Origin of the sequence: Citrobacter sp. Cpo103, from assembly GCF_030332605.1 — a bacterium.
GTDB classification, from domain to species: domain Bacteria; phylum Pseudomonadota; class Gammaproteobacteria; order Enterobacterales; family Enterobacteriaceae; genus Citrobacter; species Citrobacter portucalensis.
Genome location: NZ_JAOWHO010000035.1, coordinates 930,737 through 953,141, shown reverse-complemented (window position 1 = coordinate 953,141; position 22,405 = coordinate 930,737). Strand labels below are relative to the sequence as shown.

The following is a 22,405-nucleotide window of genomic DNA, read 5'->3' as shown; positions in this document are numbered from 1 at the left end:
GATTTTTTAGCGTGTGCCGATAGATAAACAACCAATGATTACAGCGGGCCGCTATAGCGTAACCCCTCGATGAGGAAAAATAAAATGAGCATTGATCGTACCTCACCATTGAAGCCAGTAAGCACCGTTCAGCCGCGTGAAACCAGCGATGCGCCGGTACAAAAAGCGCGGAAGGAAAAAACCACCGCGACCACCAGCACCAGCGTCATGCTGAGCGACGCCCAGGCCAAACTGATGCAGCCTGGCACCAATGACATCAATATGGAACGCGTGGAAGCACTGAAAACCGCAATCCGTAACGGTGAATTGAAAATGGATACCGGAAAAATTGCCGACTCGCTGATTCGCGAGGCGCAGAGCTACCTACAGAGTAAATAAAGTATGACTCGTTTGTCAGAAATACTTGACCAGATGACGACTGTCCTCAATGACCTGAAAACGGTAATGGATGCTGAACAGCAGCAGCTTTCCGCAGGGCATATCAACGGCAGCCAGCTACAGCGTATTACAGAAGAAAAAAGCTCCTTGCTGGCAACCCTTGATTATCTTGAGCAGCAGCGCCGCCTGGAGCATGACGCCACGCGCAGCGCCAATGATGAGATTGCTGAACGCTGGCAGACTATCACCAAGAAAACACAGCATTTACGCGACCTCAACCAGCACAACGGTTGGCTGCTGGAAGGGCAGATCGAGCGTAATCAACAAGCAATACAAGTGCTGAAACCGCACCAGGAACCGGCGTTGTATGGCGCAAACGGTCAAACCTCTGCTGCGCACCGCGGCGGGAAAAAATTCTCTATTTGATATCAGCCTGATAACGTTTTGCTTATCAGGCCTACGCCTTTTGTAGGCCGGATACGGCGTTATGCCGCCATCCGGCATTGATCCATTACGCCGTCCGGCGCACAAACTCTTTTACTTTAAAGCCCAGTACGGCGAGTGCTGCGAAGTAAGCGGCAATGCCGGCCACCACGACCGCCATCAGACGCAGCAGACGCCACAGCATCGTTCCCTGCGACCAATCCGGCATGATGTAGAGCATCCCAACCAGCACCGCAGACATCACCAGCACGGAAATCACCAGACGCGCCAGGAACCAGCTCCAGCCCGGTTGTGGGGTAAAGATTTTCTGTTTCCGCAGTTGCCAGTACAGCAGTGAAGCGTTCAGACATGCCGCCAGACCAATCGACAGCGACAATCCGGCATGCTTTAACGGCCCGATAAACGCCAGGTTCATCACCTGGGTCATAATCAGCGTCACAATGGCAATCTTCACTGGCGTTTTAATATCCTGGCGCGAGTAAAAGCCCGGAGCCAACACTTTCACCACGATCAAGCCAATCAAACCTACCGAGTACGCCACCAGCGCACGCTGGGTCATCGCGGCATCAAAGGCGGTAAATTTACCGTACTGGAACAGAGACACCGTCAGCGGTTTGGCCAGAATACCCAACGCTACGGCACTCGGTAATGCCAACAGGAAACACAAACGCAGGCCCCAGTCCATCAGGCGACAATATTCATCATGATTACCGCTGGAAAAACTTTTGGACAGCGATGGCAGCAGGATAGTCCCCAGCGCCACGCCCAGAACACCGGACGGAAACTCCATCAGACGGTCAGCATAATACATCCATGAAACTGAGCCAGAGGCCAGAAACGAGGCGAAAATCGTATTGATGATCAGTGAAATCTGACTGACCGATACCCCAAGGATCGCTGGCCCCATTTGCTTGACGACACGCATCGCCCCTGCATCACGGAAGTTCACGCGCGGCAGCACCAGCATGCCAATTTTCTTCAAGTGCGGAAGCTGATAAATCAGCTGTAGCACGCCGCCAACCGTAACGGCCCACGCCAGCGCCAGCACCGGCGGGTTAAAATAGGGTGCCGCAAATAGCGCGAAGCCGATCATGCTGATATTCAGAAAGGTCGGGGCAAATGCAGGAATGGAAAAGCGGTTCCAGGTATTAAGGATCGCACCAACCAGTGAGGCCAGTGAAATCAGTAGAATATAGGGAAAAGTGATCCGCAGCAGTTGAGTGGTCAGCGCAAATTTATCCGCTGTGTCGGCAAATCCCGGCGCGGTGACTAATATCACCCATGGCGCAGCCAACATCCCGGCTACCGTCACCACGGCCAGCGCCAGCGTCAACAGTCCGGAAACGTAGGCAACAAACACGCGGGTAGCATCTTCCCCCTGCTTGCTTTTGTACTCAGCAAGAATCGGCACAAATGCCTGCGAAAATGCGCCTTCGGCAAAAATTCGGCGCAACAGGTTAGGAAGTTTGAATGCCACAAAAAAGGCATCTGTCGCCATCCCTGCACCAAAGATTCTGGCGACAATCGCATCACGCGCAAAACCCAGCACACGTGAAAACATCGTCATCGAGCTGACGGCTGCCAGCGACTTTAATAAATTCATCTATGTTGTATTCCAGACTCTGAGGCAAAACCCCGACAAACCTGCCCGTAGGTCGGATAAGGCATTCTCGCCGCCATCCGACACTTTTGCAGTGCCTGATGGCGACACCCTGGCACCTTATCAGGCCGACAAACCAGCCTATGGTTGAAAAGAGGTGTTATTTTGAGTGGGCATATAGTACCTGGATTACAATGAATTACTACCGCCAGATGTTACAGGGGATTATTCAGCCATCGCCTCCCGCCACAGCTTTTCAACAACACGCTGGGCCAGTAGCGCCTGCTCGCCTGCCGTCTGGGGAACCGTCTGATTTTGCACGCACTCAATGAAATGACGCGCACATCCGGCAAAACCACGCTGTTCTAAGGTCGTTTGCCAGCCCGCTATCGGCTTATGAATAACACCTTGCCCACGCTCTTCCCGCCATTCCCGCATATCAGTTACGTCAATCAGGCCGCCGTCCGTCACCGCCTGCACGCTCTCGCGCTGGCTACCGGCACGGCGATGCATACTGGTCGTTATCTGCATTTGACCGACAGAAAAATGATGCTCGGCGTAGAGCATCGCACCAGATTCATTGGTCAGCAGCGTGCCGTTATTTAACTGCGCCTGCCCTCCCGCCAGCCACAAAGCGGTATCGACCACGTGCAGATAGTCGTCCAGCAGAGTGAAGCGCAGATCGTGCGGCCCAACGCTATCCGTACGGTGCTTATCCATACGTACAGACGCTGCACTGCCCAACTGGGTTTTGAGATCCTGGTACAGCGGTGCAAATCGACGGTTAAACCCGACCATCAGCGTGAGTTTTTTCCGCGCGGCCAGCTCGACCAGTTGCTCAGCCTCGTGCAGATTTTCCGCCAGCGGTTTATCCACGCACACGTGGACTCCGGCATTCAGCAATTCACTAACCACCGCATAGTGCGTCGCGGTACTGGAATGGACGAAAACCGCGTCGCAGGTTTGCGCCAGATTCTTCAATGAATCCACGTAGGGTATTCGCCAGGTGTCACAGATACGCTGTGCTTTATCGCGCGAAGGTGAAAAGGCGCCTTGCAGCGTCCAGTCCGCGGATGTGCCCAGCACGGGTAGCCAGGCCTTTTGTGCAATACCGCCCAGACCGGCTACGCCGATACGTAATTTTTTCACGTTAGTCTCCCAGGTGCGCCAGCAAGGAATCAAGTCGCTGCTTAAGCTCTGCGACTTCCGTTTCCAGCGCTTCCACGCGCGCCTGCAGATCACCGGAGGCTACAGGGGGTTCATCTGCCGCGGCAATGGCTTCATCAACCTCACCACAAAACAGGTGCATATAGCGACTTTCACGTTTGCCCGGCTCACGCGCCAGGCGGATCACATAAGGCCCATCTTCCCGGTTCGCCAGATTTTCCAGCGTCGACTCCACTTCGGCCATATCGCTGAATTCGTACATACGGGATGCGCGGCTACGCAGTTCACCAGGCGTCTGAGCGCCCCGCAGCAGCAGTGTGGTGATTATGGCCACCTCTGCGGCACTAAGCTTCAGATTGCCAAATTCAGAGTTGCAGAAACGCTGCTCATATTTCGTGACGCGATTGCCAAAACCGCTCACCGTGCGCAGAAAATGTCGCTTAACCAGGTTATCCAGTTGCTCCTGCACGTCCGATTCCGACAGGTTCATCACCGGTTCACGATTCGTTTTTTGATTGCAGGCTGTTACGACTCCATTAACGGAGAGTGGGTACTGTTCCGGCGTGGTCACTTGTTTTTCTAATAAACAGCCAATCACTCGCGCTTCGGTGGCGGTTAATTCGTATTTCATCGTCTTCTCCATTAATCATGGCTGCATCTGAAACTTAGCGGCCGGGGGTCCATTCTGATGTGGTCAACGCCGTCAGCACGTGATCGCGCCACTGCCCGTCAATCAGCAGGTAGTCTTTGGCATACCCTTCTTTTTCAAAACCCAGTCGCGCCAGCAGGTCACCGCTGCGCTTATTATGTGGCATGTAGTTAGCCATAATGCGGTGAATATGCTGCGTGCGCTGCATATAACGGATGGCCGAGGTTAAGGCTTCATACATTAGCCCCTGCCCCTGCCATTTCTGCGCAATGGAGTAGCCGAGATAACAGGCATGGAAGGATCCCCGCACTACGTTTGAGAAGTTCGCAACGCCGATAATCTCTTTTTCGTCCGGATCGAGCAGCGCAAAATAATAGGCGGTGCCCTGTTTATGAAACTCAGAGATCATGCTCAGACGCGCCTGCCAGCCGGACGGATAGCAGTGGCTTTCATCGCGAATAGGTTCCCAGGGTTTTAAGAAATGACGATTTTCTGCGTAATAATCTGCCAGACGCCAGGCATCACGCTCATGCACTAAACGCACGACCATGCGGTCGGTGGTTAAGCGCACTTTTGGCACGTTACTGCGATAGCCAAACATTCTATACCTACTCCTTCCCGTAACGTCTTCAATACGCTATTCGCATTACTATACCTGTGCGAATACGCCCTGTGAAAAGAGCAAAATGCCATTTTTTGAATTATTCACACATTTTGATGAAAACTCTCTATCAAGACGGACTTTTGATAAAAAAATATTGTCCCGCGAAGGGTGGGAAAAGCGATGACGACACCGCAGAATAGGAGGTGCTTATCTTTTAAACTCTATCCAGAGTGACGAGTTTTTCCCTGGAGGGGAAATGTCGCAAGTCTCGCAGGCAAGGAACCTGGGTAAATACTTCCTTCTCATCGATAATATGCTGGTCGTGCTGGGTTTCTTCGTCGTTTTCCCGCTGATCTCAATTCGTTTCGTCGACCAAATGGGCTGGGCCGCCGTGATGGTCGGTATTGCACTAGGATTACGTCAATTTATCCAGCAGGGGTTGGGTATTTTCGGCGGTGCTATTGCGGACCGTTTCGGTGCAAAACCGATGATCGTCACCGGCATGCTGATGCGCGCTGCCGGGTTCGCCACCATGGGCATTGCCCATGAGCCGTGGCTGCTGTGGTTTTCCTGCTTTCTCTCCGGACTGGGCGGTACACTATTCGACCCACCCCGCTCGGCGCTGGTGGTTAAACTGATCCGCCCGGAAAAGCGTGGGCGCTTTTTCTCTATTCTGATGATGCAGGATAGCGCCGGGGCCGTGGTTGGCGCGTTGCTTGGCAGTTGGTTATTGCAATACGATTTTCGTCTCGTCTGTGCCACCGGCGCAATTTTGTTCGTTCTGTGCGCGGCGTTTAACGCCTGGCTGCTCCCGGCATGGAAGCTGTCGACGGTGAAAATTCCAGTGCGCGAAGGGATGAGCCACGTGATGCATGACAAGCGCTTTGTCACCTATGTGCTGACGCTGGCGGGCTATTACATGCTGGCGGTACAGGTGATGCTGATGCTGCCAATCATGGTGAACGACATCGCAGGTTCACCGGCCGCCGTGAAATGGATGTATGCCATCGAGGCGTGCCTCTCATTGACGCTGCTCTACCCAATTGCCCGCTGGAGTGAAAAACGTTTTCGCCTTGAACATCGTCTGATGGCCGGTCTGCTGGTGATGTCTCTGAGCATGATGCCGATCGGTCTGGTGGGGAATTTGCAGCAGTTGTTCACCCTGATCTGTACGTTCTATATTGGCTCGATCATCGCCGAACCCGCACGTGAAACCCTGAGCGCCTCACTGGCGAACGCTCGGGCCAGAGGAAGCTATATGGGCTTCAGTCGACTGGGGCTCGCTATCGGTGGCGCAATTGGATATATCGGCGGCGGCTGGCTGTTTGACATGGGCAAGGCCCTGGCACAGCCTGAGTTGCCCTGGATGATGCTCGGTATTATCGGCCTCATCACCTTCCTGGCGCTGGGCTGGCAATTCAGTCTCAAACGCCCAACGAGAGGCATGCTGGAGCCAGACGCCTGATAGCCGAACCTGCTTCCGGGCGCTTTTCAGTTTTTTCTGCTGGCGTCCGGGGCGCTGGTACTCGATGATGCTTTGTGTCACGATTACGCCACATGCATCATGTTGAGGAACCCCATGAAAAAGTTTTTTTTTGCCGCTGCACTGATTGTCAGCGGCCTGTTGGTTGGTTGTAATCAACTCACGCAATACACGGTTAGCGAGCAAGAAATTAATCAGGCCCTGGCAAAGCATAATAACTTTTCTAAAGACATCGGTTTGCCCGGCGTTGCTGAAGCACATATCGTACTGAACAATCTCGCCAGCCAGATTGGCCGTGAGGAACCCAATAAAGTGACGCTGACCGGTGACGCCAACCTGGACATGAACTCTCTGTTTGGCAGCCAGAAAGCGACCATGAAGCTGAAGTTAAAGGCCTTACCGGTATTCAACAAAGAGAAAGGCGCGATTTATCTTCAAGAGATGGAAGTGGTGGATGCTACCGTCACACCAGAAAAAATGCAGTCGGTACTGCAAACACTGATGCCTTATTTAAATCAGTCGCTGCGTAATTATTTTAATCAGCAGCCAGCCTACGTTCTGCGGGAAGACAGCAGCCAGGGTGAAGCACTGGCGAAAAAACTGGCAAAAGGTATTGAGGTGAAACCGGGCGAAATCATCATCCCGTTCACTGACTAATAAAACTGAGGGCGCCGATGCGCCCTTTTTTTTCGTGCAAACGAAAACGTTTCCGCTTATCCTTTGTTTCCGGCAAAAAAGACTATCCTCAGCCGGAGCATATTAATGACTGCACCATCCCAGGTTTTAAAGATCCGCCGCCCAGACGACTGGCATCTTCACTTTCGCGATGGCGACATGTTAAAAACTGTCGTGCCCTACACCAGTGAAATTTATGGCCGCGCCATTGTCATGCCGAACCTGGCACCGCCCGTCACCACGGTTGACGCGGCTATCGCTTATCGCCAGCGCATTCTTGACGCGGTACCTGCCGGACACGACTTCACGCCATTAATGACCTGCTACTTAACGGATACGCTGGATCCCAACGAGCTGGAACGTGGATTTAACGAAGGCGTATTCACGGCGGCAAAACTCTATCCGGCCAATGCCACCACCAATTCGACGCATGGCGTAACCTCTATTGACGCCATCATGCCGGTGCTGGAGCGGATGGAAAAATTGGGTATGCCGCTGTTGGTACACGGCGAAGTCACGCATGCAGATATCGATATTTTCGATCGCGAAGCGCGCTTTATTGAAACGGTGATGGAACCGCTGCGTCAGCGTTTGACCTCGCTGAAAGTGGTGTTCGAGCATATCACCACCAAAGATGCAGCCGAATACGTGCGCGACGGTAACGAACTTTTGGCTGCGACCATTACGCCGCAGCACCTAATGTTTAACCGCAACCACATGCTGGTTGGCGGGATTCGCCCTCACCTGTACTGCCTGCCGATCCTCAAACGTAACGTCCACCAACAGGCGCTGCGTGAACTGGTTGCCAGCGGGTTTACGCGCGCATTCCTCGGTACCGACTCAGCGCCGCACGCGCGTCATCGCAAAGAGTCAAGCTGTGGCTGTGCCGGCTGTTTTAATGCACCGACCGCGCTGGGCAGCTATGCAACCGTGTTTGAAGAGATGAATGCGCTAAACCATTTCGAAGCCTTCTGCTCTCTCAACGGCCCACAGTTCTATGGTTTGCCGGTCAATGAGACCTTTATTGAGCTGGAACGCGTGGAGCACCTGGTTCCTGAGAGCATTGCACTGGAAGACGATACGCTGGTACCTTTCCTGGGTGGCGAAACGGTACGCTGGTCAGTAAAAAGCTAAAAAAAGTGTAGCCAACTGATGCGAATGACTGTATAAATAAACAGTATATTCCACAGGGGGCTACTATGCGTATTGAAGTCACTATTGCCAAAACTTCACCTTTACCTGCCGGTGCAATTGACGCACTGGCAGGTGAACTCTCCCGCCGTATTCAGCACCATTTTCCGGATAACGAAGGTAACGTTACCGTCCGTTATGCCGGCGCAAACAATCTGTCGGTTATTGGCGCGACCAAAGAGGACAAAGAACGCATCAGCGAGATCCTACAGGAAACCTGGGAAAGCGCGGATGACTGGTTCATCAACGAATAAATAATGATATGCAGTGATGTTTGTTTGCCGGGTCGCCCCGGCTTTTTTATACACGCAATCTTGTAATCAATCGCGCATTTCTTCTGACGAGCATTTAATTTAATATTAACCCACCGATTATCTTTTAACCAAAACAACAAAATAATTGTGCAACATACTAAAAAAAAATGAATAACATGTCGTTTTCTTAGTCAGATAACGCTGAAAACAAAAAATTTATGCCCTTCCCTCTTTAAATTTTCAATGAATACCCTTATTTATTGATATACTGAAGTTGCTTCAGAAAAAAACGCATTGAACCTCGAAAACCGTTGTCTAGTAACACGAATTAGGGGGCATGATGGAAAAGAATAATGAAGTCATTCAGACTCATCCGCTTGTAGGGTGGGACATCAGCACCGTTGATAGCTACGATGCGCTGATGCTGCGTTTGCACTACCAAACCCCGAACCGCCCTGACCCGGATGGGACTGAAGTTGGTCAAACGCTCTGGTTAACCACTGATGTTGCCAGGCAATTTATTTCGATATTAGAAGCAGGAATCGCCAAAATTGAATCTGGCGATTACCAGGTAAATGAGTATCAGCGACATTAAACCTGATACATCCAACCATCAAAAGGCACCTTAGCGGTGCCTTTCTTATTTCCAGGTTGAATATTCCAGGTCAGTTATTTACCCTTCTACTATCGCGATTGCAGAGAGAAGCGGATGAAATACGACTTAATCATTATTGGCAGCGGTTCGGTAGGCGCCGCAGCTGGATACTATGCCACTCGTGCCGGTCTGAAGGTTCTGATGATCGATGCGCATATGCCACCACATCAACAGGGCAGCCACCACGGTGATACTCGATTAATTCGTCATGCTTATGGCGAAGGCGAAAAATACGTTCCGCTGGTGCTACGTGCACAAATATTGTGGGATGAACTGTCCACCCATAATGAAGAACCGATTTTTGTTCGCTCCGGAGTTATCAACCTCGGTCCGGCAGAGTCAACCTTCTTAGCAACTGCAGCGCAAAGCGCAAAACAGTGGCAACTTAACGTTGAACAATTAGATGCAGCGGCCATCATGGCTCGCTGGCCGGAAATTCGCGTACCTGACAACTATATCGGTCTGTTTGAAGCGGAGTCCGGTTTTTTACGCAGTGAGTTAGCAATTAAAACCTGGATCCGTCTGGCGGAAGAAGCAGGCTGTGCGCAACTGTTTAAATGCCCGGTCAGCGCAATTCATCACGGTGATGATGGCATCACGGTAGAAACGGCTGACGGTGACTACCACGCGAAGAAAGCAGTGATCAGCGCCGGTACCTGGGTGCAGGCTTTAGTCCCTGAACTACCGATACAACCTGTGCGCAAAGTGTTCGCCTGGTATCAGGCCGATGGGCGCTACAGCGTTAAGAATAACTTCCCGGCCTTCACCGGCGAACTGCCAAATGGCGATCAATACTACGGTTTCCCGACTGAAAACGACGAGCTGAAAATTGGTAAGCACAATGGCGGACAGGTAATTCACTCTGCAGAAGAGCGTAAGCCATTTGCCGCTGTAGCCAGCGACGGTTCTGAAGCCTTCCCATTCCTGCGCACAATTCTGCCTGGCGTTGGCTGTTGCCTGCACGGCGCATCCTGCACTTACGATAATTCACCGGATGAGGACTTTATAATTGATACTCTGCCGGAACATGACAATACGCTGATCATTACCGGGCTGAGCGGACATGGCTTTAAGTTTGCTTCTGTACTGGGAGAGATTGCGGCAGACTTCGCTCAGGACAAACCGTCTGACTTTGACCTGACCCCCTTCAGGTTAAGCCGTTTTAAGTGATAATAAATGAATGGCCTCGTTGGTGAGGCCATTTTTAATGACAGGAATAACGTCAATGCGTCGTATCTTTCACTATCTGGTTAATAATATTCGCGAGCACCTTATGCTCTACATTATTTTATGGTCGCTGCTGGCCATTATGGATGTAATATATATTATGTTTTTCTAATTCCTGTGCGTTGACAATAATTGACAAAAATTGAGATTAGCTTAATTTTCATTGCAATAAACTGAACAATAACAAAAACCATAACACCCCATAAACTAAACCCCGCCACATATTTTCGCACTAATCCCTTGATGGTTACCTCAACAATCAGTCAACTTTATTGAACAAAAAATAAATATCATCACCATTGTTATTTATTAGTTGCATTAATGTCTTTTACGCGCCATTTTCATTCACTTCTGAAATATCAATCGGTGTGCTTATGCAATTCAATAATACTCCACAGCGCTATGGCGTAGTGTCAGCCACATTACATTGGCTGGTTGCGATTGCTGTATATGGCATGTTTGCGTTGGGGTTATGGATGGTCACGCTTAGCTACTATGATGGCTGGTATCACCAGGCCCCCGAACTGCATAAAAGCATCGGCATCCTACTCATGATGGGACTGGTTATCCGCGTTGTCTGGCGGTTGTTCTCCCCTGCACCTGCTGCGTTGGCAAGCTACTCCCGTTTGACCCGTATCGCAGCGGCACTGGGTCACCTCGCACTTTATTTGCTGCTCTTTTCGATTGTCATCAGCGGATATCTGATTTCCACCGCAGATGGCAAAGCGATAAGCGTCTTTGGCTGGTTTGACATTCCTGCCACCCTGGCCAATGCGGGTACCCAGGCCGACCTAGCCGGTAGCTTACACCTGTGGCTTGCGTGGATCGTGGTGATTTTATCCCTACTACACGGACTGATGGCCCTGAAACATCACTTTATTGATAACGACGATACCCTCAATCGCATGTTGGGAAAATCGTCATCTGACTATGGAGCTTAAAATGAAAAAAAACCTGCTGGGACTTACACTCGCTTCTCTGTTATTCACCACCGGGTCGGCCGTGGCGGCAGATTACAAAATTGACAAGGAAGGACAGCATGCCTTTGTTAATTTCCGTATTCAGCATCTGGGTTACAGCTGGCTGTACGGCACTTTCAAAGATTTCGACGGTACGTTTACCTTTGATGAGAAAAATCCCGCAGCCGATAAGGTTAACGTAACCATCAACACCAACAGCGTTGACACTAATCACGCCGAACGCGACAAGCATCTGCGCAGTGCAGATTTCCTTAACGTGGCAAAATTCCCGCAGGCGACCTTCAGCTCCACCAGCGTGAAAAAAGAGGGGAATGACCTGGATATCACCGGTAATTTAACCCTGAACGGCGTTACCAAACCGGTTACGCTGGACGCGAAGCTCATCGGTCAGGGTGGCGATCCCTGGGGCGGTACGCGCGCTGGTTTTGAAGCGCAAGGTAAGATTAAGCTGAAGGATTTCAACATCACCACCGATCTCGGCCCTGCATCGCAGGAAGTCGATTTGATCATCTCAGTGGAAGGTGTTCAGCAGAAGTAACGCATGAATTACCGGATGAGGTTCTGCCCCTCATCCGGCATCATGTTATTGCGCAGGGTCTGGAATACCCAGTTTGGTATTCAGGTGACCGCGTGATTTATTAAAGATTTTGTTGCCATTTTCACGCCCCGCACGGCGACGCCGTTGTTCCTCTTCCGGCAACTCACTCTCTTCGCTACACAGCTCGCTACAGCAGCCTTTATATTTCTGCGCACAAGCCGGGCACTGAATAAACAACAGATGGCAGCCATCATTTTTGCAATTAGTATGGCTATCGCACGCCGTGCCGCACTGATGGCAATGTGCGATAACATCTTCAGAGATCCTTTCGCCCATACGCTCATCAAAGACAAAGTTTTTACCGACAAAACGTACCGGAAGCCCCTGTTCACGCGCCTTGCGGGCATACTCAATAATACCGCCCTCAATGTGCCAGACTTTGCTAAATCCATTGTGTTTCATCCAGGCGCTGGCTTTCTCACAGCGGATCCCACCCGTGCAGTACATCACGATTTTTTTATCTTTATGCGCCTGCATCATTTCAACAGCTTTCGGCAACTGGTCACGGAACGTGTCTGCCGGTATCTCCAGCGCATTCTCGAAATGACCCACCTCATATTCATAGTGGTTGCGCATATCAATGAATACCGCTTCAGGATCGTCCAGCATGGCGTTTACTTCCGCAGCCTTGAGATAATCCCCCACGTTGCTGGCGTCAAAGTCTGGATCGTCAATACCATCCGCCACGATACGTTCGCGGACTTTCATACGCAGTACCCAGAACGATTTACCGTCATCATCCAGCGCAATATTCAGACGTAAATCCTTCAATGCAGCATCAAACGCATAGAGCTGCTGGCGAAATGCCTCGACGTTGCTTTGCGGTACGCTGATTTGCGCGTTAATTCCTTCATGGGCAAGATATACTCGCCCGAAGACGTTCAATGCGGTGAACATCTGGTACAGCGCATCACGCGTGTGCTGAGGATTGGCAATGGTGAAATATTTATAGAATGAGATCGTCGTGCGCGGCTCGGTCTCGGCCAGCATTTTGGCTTTGAGGGCGTCGTTCGAAATGCGGTTGTGTAACACTGGCATGGTGTACGTATCCTGCAAATAAGGAATAAATGAAAATCGGCGGCATAATAAAGCAAACATCGCCAATTTACATCCATACATTTTACGCTACATTTCATACTTCACGATAAAATCGCAACAACAATTGCGGAATTAATCACCGTTCTCCCGTCACAAATTTTTGATACGCGCGAAAAAATGCGACAATACAGGGAATTGGTCGTTTGAAGACAGGATAGACATGACGAATTTACCCAAGTTTTCGGCTGCGTTACTGCATCCACGTTATTGGTTAACCTGGCTGGGTATTGGCATCCTTTGGTTAATCGTGCAGTTACCCTACCCCATCCTCTTTAAGTTGGGCTGTGCGTTAGGTCGACTGGCGCTACGTTTGATGAAACGTCGGGCAAAAATTGTTTCCCGAAATCTGGAACTGTGCTTCCCGCAGATGAGTGAGCAGGAACGCCAGCAGATGGTCGTCAAGAACTTCGAATCCGTAGGCATGGGCGTAATGGAAACCGGGATGGCCTGGTTTTGGTCCGATAAGCGTATTTCGCGCTGGACGGAAGTGATCGGAATGGAACATATCCGTGACGTCCAGGCGCAAAAACGCGGGATTCTGTTAGTGGGTCTGCACTTTCTGACTCTGGAACTCGGTGCGCGCCAGTTTGGCTTGCAGGAGCCGGGTATTGGTGTGTATCGCCCTAACGACAATCCGCTGCTGGACTGGCTACAAACCTGGGGCCGCATGCGCTCGAATAAATCAATGCTCGATCGTAAAGACCTGAAAGGGATGATTAAAGCCTTGAAAAAGGGCGAAGTGGTCTGGTACGCGCCGGATCATGATTACGGCCCTCGCGCCAGCGTGTTTGTACCACTTTTTGCCGTTGAACAAGCCGCAACAACCTCAGGAACCTGGATGCTTTCGCGCATGTCCAATGCCTGCCTGGTACCGTTTGTTCCCCGCCGCAAACCTGACGGTAAAGGGTATCAATTGATTATGTTACCTCCAGAATGCTCGCCACCGTTGGAAGACGCAGAGACTACAGCTGCGTGGATGAACAAAATTGTTGAGCAATGCATAATGATGGCGCCAGAGCAGTATATGTGGCTGCATCGTCGCTTCAAGACGCGTCCTGAAGGCTCCCCTTCTCTGTACTGACGCAGTGTTGCAGTCCAGTGGGCTGCAACACCCTCCCAACCCGTTTTAGGTTTAACTGCTATCCGCATTGCAGCAACTATCAACCAGGCGCATAATTAGCCTGCTTACTTATATTCAATCGATAGCGCAAACAGCGCATCACACTGCGGATCGCTATGTCACCCTCAGATGCCCCCATAAACTGGAAACGCAACCTCACCGTTGCCTGGTTAGGTTGTTTTTTAACCGGAGCAGCATTTAGCCTGGTCATGCCCTTTTTGCCTCTTTACGTCGAGAGTCTCGGCGTCACGGGTCATAGCGCCCTGAATATGTGGTCGGGCCTGGTCTTCAGCATCACTTTTCTCTTTTCAGCCATTGCCTCTCCTTTCTGGGGTGGCCTTGCCGATCGAAAAGGACGAAAAATCATGCTGCTGCGTTCCGCGTTGGGCATGGCAATTGTGATGCTGCTGATGGGACTGGCGCAAAATATCTGGCAGTTCTTAATCCTGCGCGCCTTGTTAGGGCTGCTTGGTGGATTCATCCCCAATGCGAATGCACTGATCGCCACCCAGGTTCCACGCAATAAAAGCGGCTGGGCTCTGGGAACGCTTTCAACCGGTGGCGTTAGTGGCGCACTGCTCGGGCCGCTAGCTGGCGGCCTCCTCGCGGATCAGTACGGACTACGCCCTGTATTTTTCATCACCGCCAGCGTGCTGCTGGTCTGCTTCATCCTGACGCTATTTTTTATCCGCGAGCGTTTCCAGCCGGTGAGCAAGAAGGAGATGCTGCACATTCGTGAAGTCGTGGCCTCTTTAAAGAACCCCAAACTGGTGCTGAGCCTGTTTATCACCACTTTGATCATTCAGGTAGCCACCGGTTCTATCGCGCCAATACTGACACTGTACGTTCGAGAGTTGGCTGGCAACGTCAGCAATATTGCGTTTATCAGTGGGATGATAGCCTCTGTCCCCGGCGTTGCGGCATTAATCAGCGCCCCGAAACTTGGCAAATTAGGCGATCGAATTGGCCCGGAGAAGATCCTGATCGTCGCGTTGATCGTTTCTGTGTTACTGCTTATTCCAATGTCATTTGTCCATACGCCCTGGCAGCTTGGTGTTCTGCGCTTTTTATTGGGTGCGGCCGACGGCGCTCTGCTCCCGGCGGTACAAACGCTGCTGGTTTACAACTCGACCAATCAAATAGCTGGACGTATTTTCAGTTATAACCAATCATTTCGCGATATCGGTAACGTAACAGGACCTCTAATGGGGGCAGCGATATCCGCAAACTACGGTTTTCGAGCCGTTTTCTGTGTGACCGCGGGCGTCGTACTATTTAACGCCCTGTACTCGTGGAATAGCCTGCGCCGTCGTCGGAGTACAGAGGTCGTGGGATGATTTGTGTATTTGTATTCGCCGGTTCGGAATAATAAATTTATCTTACGCGGCGTATATTTCAACCTTAATGATAATAGTAACACACCTTATTTCTGCCAGAATTTTTGGCTTCATACAAAGCGGCATCGGCGTATGAAACAACTTTATCCGCTGATTCATCATCAATTTTGCTGCAATATACACCGATACTTATCGTCATTTTTTCTTTTAACTCATATGAATTTGGTATTGTCGTACCGTTCTCTACATTTCGCCTAATTCGCTCTGCAACAACAATTGCCTCATCTTTATCGTTACACTTAAGAAGGATCGCAAATTCTTCGCCGCCTACTCTGGCAAAAATATCCGTATCTCTGATTGATTTATTGATAATATCGACAATGCTGATTATTACTCTGTCACCTTCCTGATGACCGTAGGTATCGTTAATCCGTTTGAATTTATCAATATCCAGAACCATTACACACACTGCGCCTTTTGCTAATGATGATTTTAATGACTTATAGAATAGTTTACGGTTATATATTTTAGTCATTGCGTCTTTAATAGCTGAATCCGTTTCTTTTTTTAAAATGATGAAGGTGTTGTACATCAGTATTGAGATTATACACAGGGCACTTATCACCTCAATCCCCCGACTAACATACCAAATATACATGCTATATTCATCCAGGCTCAGAAGTAGTACATTGGTCAATATTGCTGAGCAACACAATAGCCCTATACTTTTCCACAAGATGTTATGCGTTCTGGTTTTAATGATTAAATACAACAGGACCAGTCCCCAGGATACAATTAGCGAATAAATGTACCCAATATGCCAGTGCACAGTGACATTATCAGGCTTCACGCTTGTGATCTCGAGTGTAAAATTAGGGTTATAACTGGCCAGAGCGTGCGCCACCACCGCAATAACAAGCATGATTAAAAAAGACAGAACGATATAGCAAGGTTCTCTTTCTTTGGTTTCAATAACTGTCGAGGATACTTTATAAGATTTTAATGAAACAAATAGTAGAGCTATGAAACTAATCTGCCGAAAGTAATAGAATATGGCTATATCGTTATTCTTTTTTCGATTGAGGCATAATCATTAATCAAGTCCTGAACGATGTAGATAGTCTCGATGAAAAATATGTTATTCCCAAGAAACGCCATACCTAATATCATAAGGCAGGTGAGATCTTTTCTACAAAGATACTGGAATAACATAAACAGGAAGATTATCCCATATAAAAAGAACAACCCTACAATTATAATCAGATATACTGTTTGCGGGACACTTTGTATCGTTAATTTAAATTGTGTAAGACACACTCCACCAAGAACATAGCTAGCCAAACAGATTATATAGAAAGCCATTAACCTTCTATTATTTGAATTGCCGTTATCCATAACAACCTTCAGGGCTTTCTTAATTTTGCATTTTATATAATAAAGCATAAGATTTTGCAAACTATTATATCTGCACAGATTCAATGACACTAATTCATTTCTTATTTAATGGTTTCTTATAGATTTATAACCTTTGTCATTAATAATATTTTATTATGTATACTATTTAAGTATCACTCACACCATTCACACCCCCCATACACAAAAGATACTTTGTCACTACCAGAGACACCACTAAGTTTAGCCACTTTCATTGATTGCCCCTGCGACACTTCCGTATTGGGCATTAATTTTCTTCTTTATTTTTATTAAGTTATGAAATATTGCGTCATAAGCGATCGGATCCCCCCGCTAAAACACATAAAAAAGAACGTTTAACCCTGAAGATTTCCTTATATAACGTCATTTTTTAAATTTTCGATTTTCATTACTACATTGCAAACCACATACATTACTCTTTTTTCTTGAATTTTTTTCCTGATATTACGTCGGCTTCAGTATCTGCCAATGTAAATTTTTTCATAAACAACCGGAGTTACTTTCACTTGGTCTCGTAGGCATTGCAGGCAGTAATCATCTGATTGAGAGAGCCATGCAGCTAACGGGTTTGACGCTCTGCGGATCGCCGTCTATAGATTGAATCATCCCCTTTATTGTTCGCTTTAGGAGAAGAAATATGGCAAAGAATGACATGAATTTTTATGCCACGTTGGAAGAGGCTATTGATGCAGCTCGTGAAGTGTTTCTGGCTGATAACCCTGACCTTGAGTCAGACGACGTCAGCGTTCAACAGCTAAGCGTCCAAAAATACGTGCTACAGGATGGCGACATTATGTGGCAGGCGGAATTCTTTGCTGACGAGGATGATGTAGATGGTGAATGTCTTCCAATCCTGAGCGGAGAAGCGGCCCAGAGCGTTTTTGATGGCGACTATGATGAAATTGAAATCCGCCAGGAGTGGCAGGAAGAAAATACGCTTCACGAATGGGATGAAGGTGAATTCCAGCTGGAACCTCCCCTTGATACTGAAGAGGGGCAGACCGCAGCCGATGAATGGGATGAGCGATAATTACTCGTAAGGTCCATGATGTATGTCGAGCGGCAGCAGCAACGTATCAAACACCAGCGAAAATGGCAGATCGAGGATAGTGACGTAGCGCCATGCGGAGTCCCTAACATCCCATTGCACGCCAGGATAGTATTGGTTTCCGTGTCCTTGCCCTGGGATGGTACGACTAATAATGCTGCCGCATCCGCTCAGGAAGAAGATCATTATTCCTACAGCCAAAATTCGCACCGGCTACCTCACGACTCATTCTATTCAATATAAAAAAATACCGGCACCAGGCCGGTATTTTCACGTTACAGAACGCTTATTTTTTCCTGAGCGCCAGCGGGTTCAGTGTCAGTCCCTGATAGTAGTTCACCCACGAAGAATACTTATCAGGTGAATTCCAGACACGGTAATGTAAACGCGCCATGGTCACCGGATCGCTCAACAACACCAGGCGGCGATCGCGATTCAGTTTCTCCGGCGTTTCGTTCAGTGCCTGTTCCACATGACGATCGCGTGCAATCTCCAGCACGTTGCTGGCGCGGTGGCGTGCAGTCGCCATGGCCGTGGCCAGTGCGTTAAACGACGGATTAAACACCGCATGCATAAAGCCATCGTCCAGCGTGCGTTTACGGTTCATCACCAGATAGGTATCGGTATCCACCAGCACCTGCGGCGGAGAATACTCTTCTGGGATCAGGAACAGCTTCCAGCGCTTGGTACGTAACCCCACCGTGGAACGGCTGGAAATCACAGAAACAAACGGCGACAGGATCAGCGAGAAGACTATCGGTGCCAGCCAGAACAGGAAACGCAGATCGAGCCAGGCCATACCCACAGCCCACACCAGCCCCAACAGTAACTGGGAACCGTGACGCATAAACGCTTCACCCCACGGGGTCGAATCGTCATCACGCTGCGGCGAATTCCAGACAACTTCCCAACCGAGGAAGGCACTCACGACGAAGACGGTGTGGAACAGCATACGCACCGGCGCCAGCAGCACGGAGAACAGAACTTCCAACAGTAGCGACAGCGTGACGCGGATAAACCCGCCGTACTCTTTCGTCCCTTTACACCAGATGAGCAAAATACTCAGCAGCTTCGGCAGGAACAGCAGCACCATCGTTGAAGCAAACAGCGCGATCGCCAGTTCAGGACGCCACTGCGGCCAAACCGGGAACAGCTGGCGCGGTTGCAGGAAGTACTGCGGCTCCGTCAACGCATGCACCACCTGCAATGCGGTAGAGAGCGCGAGGAACATAAACCAAAGCGGCGCAGACAGATAGGACATTACACCGGTCAGGAATACCGCACGGTGAACCGGGTGCATCCCTTTCACAAGGAACAAACGGAAGTTCATCAGGTTGCCGTGGCACCAGCGGCGGTCACGCTTGAGTTCATCCAGCAGGTTCGGCGGCAGTTCTTCATAAGAGCCCGGCAGATCGTAAGCAATCCACACACCCCAGCCAGCACGACGCATCAATGCCGCTTCCACGAAGTCATGGGAGAGGATTGATCCCGCAAACGAGCCTTCGCCCGGTAACGGCGCGAGCGCACAGTGCTCGATAAACGGCTTCACACGGATAATGGCGTTGTGACCCCAGTAGTGTGACTCCCCTAACTGCCAGAAGTGAAGCCCGGCGGTAAACAGCGGTCCATAAACACGGGTCGCAAACTGCTGGCAGCGCGCATACAGCGTATCCATACCGGAAGCCTTCGGTGAAGACTGGATAATCCCGGCATTCGGATTCGCTTCCATCAGACGCACCAGGCCGCTCAGACAGTCACCGCTCATCACTGAGTCAGCGTCCAGCACCACCATGTAACTGTACTGATTTCCCCAGCGACGACAGAAGTCATCAATGTTGCCGCTTTTACGCTTCACGCGACGACGACGACGGCGGTAGAAAATCTGCCCTTCGCCCTGCACCTCAGCAATCAGCTCCATCCACGCTTTTTGTTCTGCTACGCAGATATCAGGGTTGTAGCTGTCACTCAGGATATAAACATCGAAATGTTCGGCGTTGCCCGTTGCTTTGACCGATTCCCACGTAGCGCGCAGTCCCGCAAATACGCGGTCAACGTCTTCGTTACAGATAGGCATAATCAGCGCAGTACGGTGTCCAGGATTCAGCGGTTCATCCCCAACCGTTGAGGCCGAGATACTGTACTTATCTCGCCCAATCAGCAGTTGCAGGAAGCCCATCAGCGCGGTCCAGAATCCCGCAGACACCCAACAGAAAAGCACAGCAAACAAAATAAGAATGCCGGTCTGGAGCATGTAGGGCAGCAATTGCATAAAGGAGACCCATAAATCCTGCCCCATCATGTCTATCGGATTAATGAATGCCCAACCCTGATACGGGAGGATCGTCTTCATATACCAGGTTGCTACGACCGTTTGCGCCAGCGTTAGAATCAACAGCGTATAGCGGCGGATGGTGCCTACAGTACGCCATTTTTGCTCGCTTTCTTGTTCTTCTTTCGTCAAACGCGAAAGATAACGAGGCGTCACATCGCGCCCACGCAAGCGATCCCAAAAACGGCCAACCGGGTTGGTACGCCAGGGATCGGGGAACATAGAGGTACGCGTTGCTTTTGGCATCGCCTGCAGCTGATCGCGGCCCTCATCGTCCTTAACCAACTGCTCTTTAGCCAAAGAATCCGGCCATGCTTGCTCAAGGCGAGCTTTCACAGACCCCTGCGGTGAATCATCTTCGCGCGAGTAAGTACGATGCTCGGCATCCAGCGCCTGATGAACGGCGCGGATGTCAGTTTTCGGCAGTGCCGCTTTCTCGATATCCGAAAGCGGCATTGCGTCAATATACTCAGTTGTCTTATTCATTGGCAGGTAACTGGTAGCTCCAGGTTTCACTCAGCGTCTGATCGGCATTGACCAAGGCAGCACGCATTTCAGTGGTTTTCTTCACGTCTTTCACTTTCACGCGCAGCATCAAACGCCAACCTTTAGATATCGGGTTATAGCGCACAGTGCTTTCAACGATTTCGCCGTTGTCGCCAATACTGGTTTGTGCGGTAACCGGGGTATCCTGCGGCAGCTTTTTCATATCTGTGCCGGTAAAGTCCACCACAAACGCGATGGTACCGTCAGGCTGACGAATCAGGTTGGACTGTTTTACATCACCGGTAGAACGACGAGTCTGCTGTACCCAGGCGCTTTCCGGCGCATGAAGCTTGTCTTCATCACGCGTGAACGTCAGAGTGTACTTGAAGTTCATCTCTTTGCCCGCTTCAGGCAGTTGATCCGGCGTCCAGTACGCAACGATGTTATCGTTCGTTTCATCGTTAGTTGGGATTTCAACTAACTCAATCTTACCTTTACCCCAGTCACCTTTTGGCGTGATCCAGGCGCTTGGGCGCAGATCGTAACGATCGTCGATATCTTCAAAACGCGAGAACTGACGGCCACGCTGCAACAGTCCGAATCCTTGCGGGTTTTCCATAGCGAAGCTGCTCACCGCGAGATGTTTCGGGTTATTCAGCGGACGCCAAATCCACTCCCCGTTGCCGGCATGGATAGACAAACCGTTAGAATCATGCAGTTCCGGACGATAGTTTGTCGCCGGAGACGGCTGGTTCGGTCCAAACAGGAACATACTGGTTAATGGTGCCACGCCCAGTTTGCCCACTTTGTCGCGTAGGTAAACTTTGGACTGAACATCAACGACAGTGTCACGGCCTGGAATAATGACAAAACGATACGCTCCGGTTGCACGCGGAGAATCCAACAAAGCATAAATGGTTAAACGTTTATCAGTCGGTTTCGGACGCTCGATCCAAAACTCACGGAAGCGGGGAAATTCTTCACCAGAAGGCAGAGCGGTATCAATCGCGAGGCCACGCGCTGACAGGCCGTAGACCTGACCTGCGCCCAGAACGCGAAAATAGCTGGCACCGAGCATGCTGACGATTTCATCGTTTTTATCTTTGCTGTTGATCGGATACAGCACTTTGAACCCGGCGAAGCCGAGATCTTTTACCGTGTCTTTATCATGCTGAACATCGCCAAAATTAAAATAATCCGGGCTGTATTTGATTCTTTTCACCGCCGTGGCGGTAACTTCGTTGATTTTGACCGGCGTGTCGAAGTACATACCCTGGTGGTAGAACTCGAGCTTAAATGGGGTCTTGAGATTGCTCCAGTACGCTTTATCGCGATTGAACTGGATCTGTTGATAATCCGCATATTTCATGTCGCGGAAAACGGAGGGCAAGTTACTTTTTGGCGCCTCATAGCCTTTCCCGGCTAAGGATTGAGCTTGTTTTGCAACATCATCAATACTGAACGCCCAGCTCGATGATGTGTACAGCGTTAACATGACTGCTGCACCCAACCAACGCATTTTCATCATTTGTAGTTTATGTTTCATAATTAGTAAGCACTTCCCCCTTTGTGTGCTTATATTGATCCGATCCATTTTAATGGATAATCGGGTACTCCGACAACTGAATCCCTGTATTGTTCGCGCGCT

General features: G+C 50.0%; 22 protein-coding genes and 1 pseudogene. 14 read left to right on the top strand and 9 right to left on the bottom strand.

From position 1 onward, the window contains the following. The first annotated feature begins 84 nt into the window (after window positions 1-84). Together flgM and flgN are read left to right on the top strand one after the other, a co-directional pair. Window positions 85-378: a flagellar biosynthesis anti-sigma factor FlgM gene (gene flgM / locus OGX89_RS21055; protein WP_003832153.1), complete on the top strand. Its 294-nt coding sequence runs from the start codon at window positions 85-87 to the stop codon at window positions 376-378. Window positions 379-381: 3 nt separating this feature from the next. Beyond that, window positions 382-804, top strand: a complete 423-nt coding sequence (flgN, locus tag OGX89_RS21050) for a flagella biosynthesis chaperone FlgN (protein WP_003036178.1) — start codon at window positions 382-384, stop codon at window positions 802-804. 85 nt (window positions 805-889) lie between these two features. Here the strand turns inward: flgN and murJ are convergent, their stop codons facing one another. The 4 genes from murJ to rimJ all read right to left on the bottom strand — a co-directional run bounded on the left by murJ (window position 890) and on the right by rimJ (window position 4,839). Then, the gene (murJ, locus tag OGX89_RS21045) at window positions 890-2,425 is read right to left on the bottom strand and encodes a murein biosynthesis integral membrane protein MurJ (RefSeq protein ID WP_003832150.1); all 1,536 of its coding nucleotides are present in this window, start codon (window positions 2,423-2,425) and stop codon (window positions 890-892) included. A gap of 222 nt (window positions 2,426-2,647) precedes the next feature. Beyond that, complete coding sequence (locus OGX89_RS21040) at window positions 2,648-3,571, bottom strand: Gfo/Idh/MocA family protein (protein WP_126955970.1); 924 nt, start codon at window positions 3,569-3,571, stop codon at window positions 2,648-2,650. A 1-nt stretch (window position 3,572) separates the two neighbouring features. Further along, window positions 3,573-4,220, bottom strand: a complete 648-nt coding sequence (locus OGX89_RS21035; protein ID WP_020996497.1) for a YceH family protein — start codon at window positions 4,218-4,220, stop codon at window positions 3,573-3,575. 34 nt (window positions 4,221-4,254) lie between these two features. Continuing rightward, entirely contained in the window at window positions 4,255-4,839 is a 585-nt protein-coding gene (gene rimJ, locus OGX89_RS21030) for a ribosomal protein S5-alanine N-acetyltransferase (protein ID WP_100272651.1), read from the bottom strand. A gap of 259 nt (window positions 4,840-5,098) precedes the next feature. On the opposite strand from rimJ, the gene mdtH reads away from it, so the two are divergent. From mdtH to OGX89_RS20985, 9 genes are all read left to right on the top strand, one after another. Beyond that, window positions 5,099-6,307, top strand: a complete 1,209-nt coding sequence (gene mdtH, locus OGX89_RS21025) for a multidrug efflux MFS transporter MdtH (RefSeq protein WP_003832142.1) — start codon at window positions 5,099-5,101, stop codon at window positions 6,305-6,307. Window positions 6,308-6,421: 114 nt separating this feature from the next. Further along, complete coding sequence (locus tag OGX89_RS21020; RefSeq protein ID WP_126955969.1) at window positions 6,422-6,982, top strand: lipoprotein; 561 nt, start codon at window positions 6,422-6,424, stop codon at window positions 6,980-6,982. A 105-nt stretch (window positions 6,983-7,087) separates the two neighbouring features. Then, complete coding sequence (pyrC, locus tag OGX89_RS21015) at window positions 7,088-8,134, top strand: dihydroorotase (protein WP_063941424.1); 1,047 nt, start codon at window positions 7,088-7,090, stop codon at window positions 8,132-8,134. A 65-nt stretch (window positions 8,135-8,199) separates the two neighbouring features. Continuing rightward, the gene (gene dinI / locus OGX89_RS21010; RefSeq protein WP_003036157.1) at window positions 8,200-8,445 is read left to right on the top strand and encodes a DNA damage-inducible protein I; all 246 of its coding nucleotides are present in this window, start codon (window positions 8,200-8,202) and stop codon (window positions 8,443-8,445) included. Between the two features lie 340 nt (window positions 8,446-8,785). Further along, the gene (gene bssS, locus OGX89_RS21005) at window positions 8,786-9,040 is read left to right on the top strand and encodes a biofilm formation regulator BssS (RefSeq protein WP_003036154.1); all 255 of its coding nucleotides are present in this window, start codon (window positions 8,786-8,788) and stop codon (window positions 9,038-9,040) included. A 114-nt stretch (window positions 9,041-9,154) separates the two neighbouring features. Next, the gene (gene solA / locus OGX89_RS21000) at window positions 9,155-10,270 is read left to right on the top strand and encodes an N-methyl-L-tryptophan oxidase (protein WP_126955968.1); all 1,116 of its coding nucleotides are present in this window, start codon (window positions 9,155-9,157) and stop codon (window positions 10,268-10,270) included. Window positions 10,271-10,325: 55 nt separating this feature from the next. Then, complete coding sequence (locus OGX89_RS20995) at window positions 10,326-10,439, top strand: YceO family protein (RefSeq protein ID WP_003036148.1); 114 nt, start codon at window positions 10,326-10,328, stop codon at window positions 10,437-10,439. Window positions 10,440-10,701: 262 nt separating this feature from the next. Continuing rightward, entirely contained in the window at window positions 10,702-11,268 is a 567-nt protein-coding gene (locus OGX89_RS20990; RefSeq protein ID WP_063942096.1) for a cytochrome b, read from the top strand. Window position 11,269: 1 nt separating this feature from the next. Continuing rightward, entirely contained in the window at window positions 11,270-11,845 is a 576-nt protein-coding gene (locus tag OGX89_RS20985) for a YceI family protein (RefSeq protein ID WP_003832130.1), read from the top strand. Between the two features lie 45 nt (window positions 11,846-11,890). Here OGX89_RS20985 and trhO read toward each other — a convergent pair whose 3' ends face one another. Further along, window positions 11,891-12,943, bottom strand: a complete 1,053-nt coding sequence (trhO, locus tag OGX89_RS20980) for an oxygen-dependent tRNA uridine(34) hydroxylase TrhO (RefSeq protein ID WP_003832128.1) — start codon at window positions 12,941-12,943, stop codon at window positions 11,891-11,893. Window positions 12,944-13,163: 220 nt separating this feature from the next. Between trhO and OGX89_RS20975 the strand changes: the two genes are divergently transcribed. Together OGX89_RS20975 and mdtG are read left to right on the top strand one after the other, a co-directional pair. Next, window positions 13,164-14,084, top strand: a complete 921-nt coding sequence (locus OGX89_RS20975; protein WP_003832126.1) for a Kdo(2)-lipid IV(A) acyltransferase — start codon at window positions 13,164-13,166, stop codon at window positions 14,082-14,084. A gap of 155 nt (window positions 14,085-14,239) precedes the next feature. Continuing rightward, complete coding sequence (mdtG, locus tag OGX89_RS20970; RefSeq protein WP_032942948.1) at window positions 14,240-15,460, top strand: multidrug efflux MFS transporter MdtG; 1,221 nt, start codon at window positions 14,240-14,242, stop codon at window positions 15,458-15,460. 64 nt (window positions 15,461-15,524) lie between these two features. Here mdtG and OGX89_RS20965 read toward each other — a convergent pair. Next, a pseudogene (locus OGX89_RS20965) lies at window positions 15,525-16,855 on the bottom strand (sensor domain-containing diguanylate cyclase). Between the two features lie 691 nt (window positions 16,856-17,546). Between OGX89_RS20965 and OGX89_RS20955 the strand changes: the two are divergent. Next, window positions 17,547-17,924 (top strand): MysB family protein, encoded by a 378-nt coding sequence (locus OGX89_RS20955; protein ID WP_126956324.1) that lies wholly within the window; start codon window positions 17,547-17,549, stop codon window positions 17,922-17,924. Here the strand turns inward: OGX89_RS20955 and OGX89_RS20950 are convergent, their stop codons facing one another. From OGX89_RS20950 to mdoG, 3 genes are all read right to left on the bottom strand, one after another. Further along, window positions 17,925-18,152: a YceK/YidQ family lipoprotein gene (locus OGX89_RS20950; RefSeq protein ID WP_003832117.1), complete on the bottom strand. Its 228-nt coding sequence runs from the start codon at window positions 18,150-18,152 to the stop codon at window positions 17,925-17,927. 76 nt (window positions 18,153-18,228) lie between these two features. After that, complete coding sequence (mdoH, locus tag OGX89_RS20945) at window positions 18,229-20,757, bottom strand: glucans biosynthesis glucosyltransferase MdoH (RefSeq protein ID WP_126955967.1); 2,529 nt, start codon at window positions 20,755-20,757, stop codon at window positions 18,229-18,231. After that, window positions 20,750-22,285: a glucans biosynthesis protein MdoG gene (gene mdoG, locus OGX89_RS20940; protein WP_126956322.1), complete on the bottom strand. Its 1,536-nt coding sequence runs from the start codon at window positions 22,283-22,285 to the stop codon at window positions 20,750-20,752. Before mdoG ends, mdoH begins: the two co-directional genes overlap by 8 nt. Window positions 22,286-22,405 lie beyond the last annotated feature (120 nt).